This window comes from Planktotalea sp. (assembly GCF_049680325.1).
In the GTDB taxonomy this organism is placed as follows: Bacteria; Pseudomonadota; Alphaproteobacteria; order Rhodobacterales; family Rhodobacteraceae; genus Planktotalea.
In genome coordinates this window covers 1-1,668 of the sequence record NZ_JBAUHO010000302.1, presented here as the reverse complement: position 1 = coordinate 1,668, position 1,668 = coordinate 1, and the positions used below count along the sequence as shown (strand labels likewise).

3 protein-coding genes are annotated in these 1,668 nt (G+C 56.2%); all 3 read right to left on the bottom strand.

All coding sequences use genetic code 11. The annotated features are described in order from the left end of the window. Window positions 1–233: 233 nt before the first annotated feature. Genes WBC85_RS13835 through WBC85_RS13825 form a run of 3 tightly spaced genes read right to left on the bottom strand, consistent with a single transcriptional unit; the run spans window position 234 to window position 1,593 of the window. Complete coding sequence (locus tag WBC85_RS13835; RefSeq protein WP_424438342.1) at window positions 234–674, bottom strand: hypothetical protein; 441 nt, start codon at window positions 672–674, stop codon at window positions 234–236. Window positions 675–716: 42 nt separating this feature from the next. After that, on the bottom strand, window positions 717–1,241 hold the full coding sequence (locus WBC85_RS13830) for an SRPBCC domain-containing protein (protein WP_424438339.1): 525 nt from the start codon (window positions 1,239–1,241) through the stop codon (window positions 717–719). Continuing rightward, window positions 1,234–1,593, bottom strand: coding sequence for an ArsR/SmtB family transcription factor (locus WBC85_RS13825; RefSeq protein WP_424438336.1), 360 nt, complete (start codon window positions 1,591–1,593; stop codon window positions 1,234–1,236). Before WBC85_RS13825 ends, WBC85_RS13830 begins: the two co-directional genes overlap by 8 nt. Window positions 1,594–1,668: the final 75 nt, after the last annotated feature.

The following is a 1,668-nucleotide window of genomic DNA, read 5'->3' as shown; positions in this document are numbered from 1 at the left end:
CCCCTGATGATGTGCAGGCCGGTGCCGTCGCGGCGCTAGGGTATGAGCCGGGAAGCGAAGAAGCGCAGACGCTGGACCGGTTGGGAATTTCAGGAGAGGCGCCGCAGGCACTGCCGTTTGCGGGACAGATGCCTGTCAGTCGGGTTAAGGTGAACAGGGTTGGGTCGTGACAGGTGACAGGGCCTTCTGGGTTTAGAAGGCCCCTGCATTTTTCAGGGCTTGGGGAAGGGGCGTCAGACGACGCGCCTGCTGAGTAGGCAGAAGCCCAGCGTGACGCCAATGACGACGGCGGCGATATACAGTTCCTCGGCGGGGCGGTCGGCGCCCGTGCCGCTGATCATGTAAACCCAGACATAGTAGCCGACTGCGCATATGGCAGAGAGGGCAAACACCTGCTTTGCGTGTCCGGAGGCCTTGAAAAGCAAGGCCGAGCCGAGCAATCCCGTGCCAGAGGCCAATGCAAAAGCAAGCCAGACCAGCAGTGGCGTGTCGTCAAGAGCGGCGCCATGTTCGGGCGTTATTGCACCCGAGTTGACTGCACCGGTGGTGTCCATAGAGACGCCCAGCCAAAACTGTAACAGGCCGAAAGCGTACCAGATTATCCCGATTACCGAGACCGCCTTTAACCAAGCAGGAGCGGTGGTGTGTCGTGCCGAGGGTGATGCGGTGTTCATAGCTAAATATCCTTTCTTGGATGCGTTTTTGGCCGACCTTTCCTAAAGGGGCCAGTTTTCAATGCCTTGCTTTTTCTTTGCCAAAAGCCCGAAGATCGGGGACAGAACGCCAACCATGCGGCCCGTGAACGCGGGGCGTCCGGTTTCGCAAAGTGCTTTCAGGTTCGATCCGATAAAGCCTTGTGCAGAAACCATTTCCTTGAACAGTTTGCCGCCCTCGACTGCATTCTCGATGGTCAGCGAAAATTCGGTTCCGCCGTCTTTCTCGACAAGCGCGTAAGTAACCTTGCAAGGCGGCTCGTCGATGTTGGTCATCTGGAAGGTGTGTGAATAGATGTAAGGGGGATCAAAGGCGATGACCTCTCCCACCACCATGGCGACCTTTTTGTTGGGGTGAACCATCCGGTAACGCGCGCCCGCTTTCAAGCCGTCGGTGGTTTGGCAAATGGAGCCAAAGAAGAAGGGCAAAGCCTTGTCTGTCGCGACAAGCGTGGACCAGACCACATCAATCGGGGCTTTGATGAAGGTGCGGTTGATGTTTGCTTTGGCAAATACGGGTTCACTCATCTTCGTCTCTCCTTGTTAACTTTCGGGCGGCGGCTTCGGCCGCGTATTTGATAATGTTCACCCGATCTGCCCAATGGGCCGAATAGGTGTCGGTCCACCTGTCGTGGATGTCCTGTATTGGCATGGCATTCAGGTAGAGCTTGCGCGAGCGCCCGTCCTTTTCGCTGAGCACAAGGTTTGCCTTCTCGAGGACGGCCAAGTGATTCATCACCGCAATCCGGCTGACATCGAAAAAATTGGCGAGCTTGCCGACGGTTAGGCCGGGTTCTGCGCGTATGTGATCCAGCATCGCCCGTCGTGTTGCGTGCGCAAGGGCGTGAAAGATCGAATCCATTTCATCATTTGTAGTCATGTAATTACATTATTACATATTTGACCTGAGTCAATAGCCCTGGTCCGTCCGCGATGGGGCAGTTTCACAAAAGGG

Coding starts and splice junctions, on each gene's coding strand:
- WBC85_RS13825 (WP_424438336.1), bottom strand. CDS start 1,593: ATGACTACAAATGATGAAATGGATTCGATCTTTCACGCCCTTGCGCAC.
- WBC85_RS13835 (WP_424438342.1), bottom strand. CDS start 674: ATGAACACCGCATCACCCTCGGCACGACACACCACCGCTCCTGCTTGG.
- WBC85_RS13830 (WP_424438339.1), bottom strand. CDS start 1,241: ATGAGTGAACCCGTATTTGCCAAAGCAAACATCAACCGCACCTTCATC.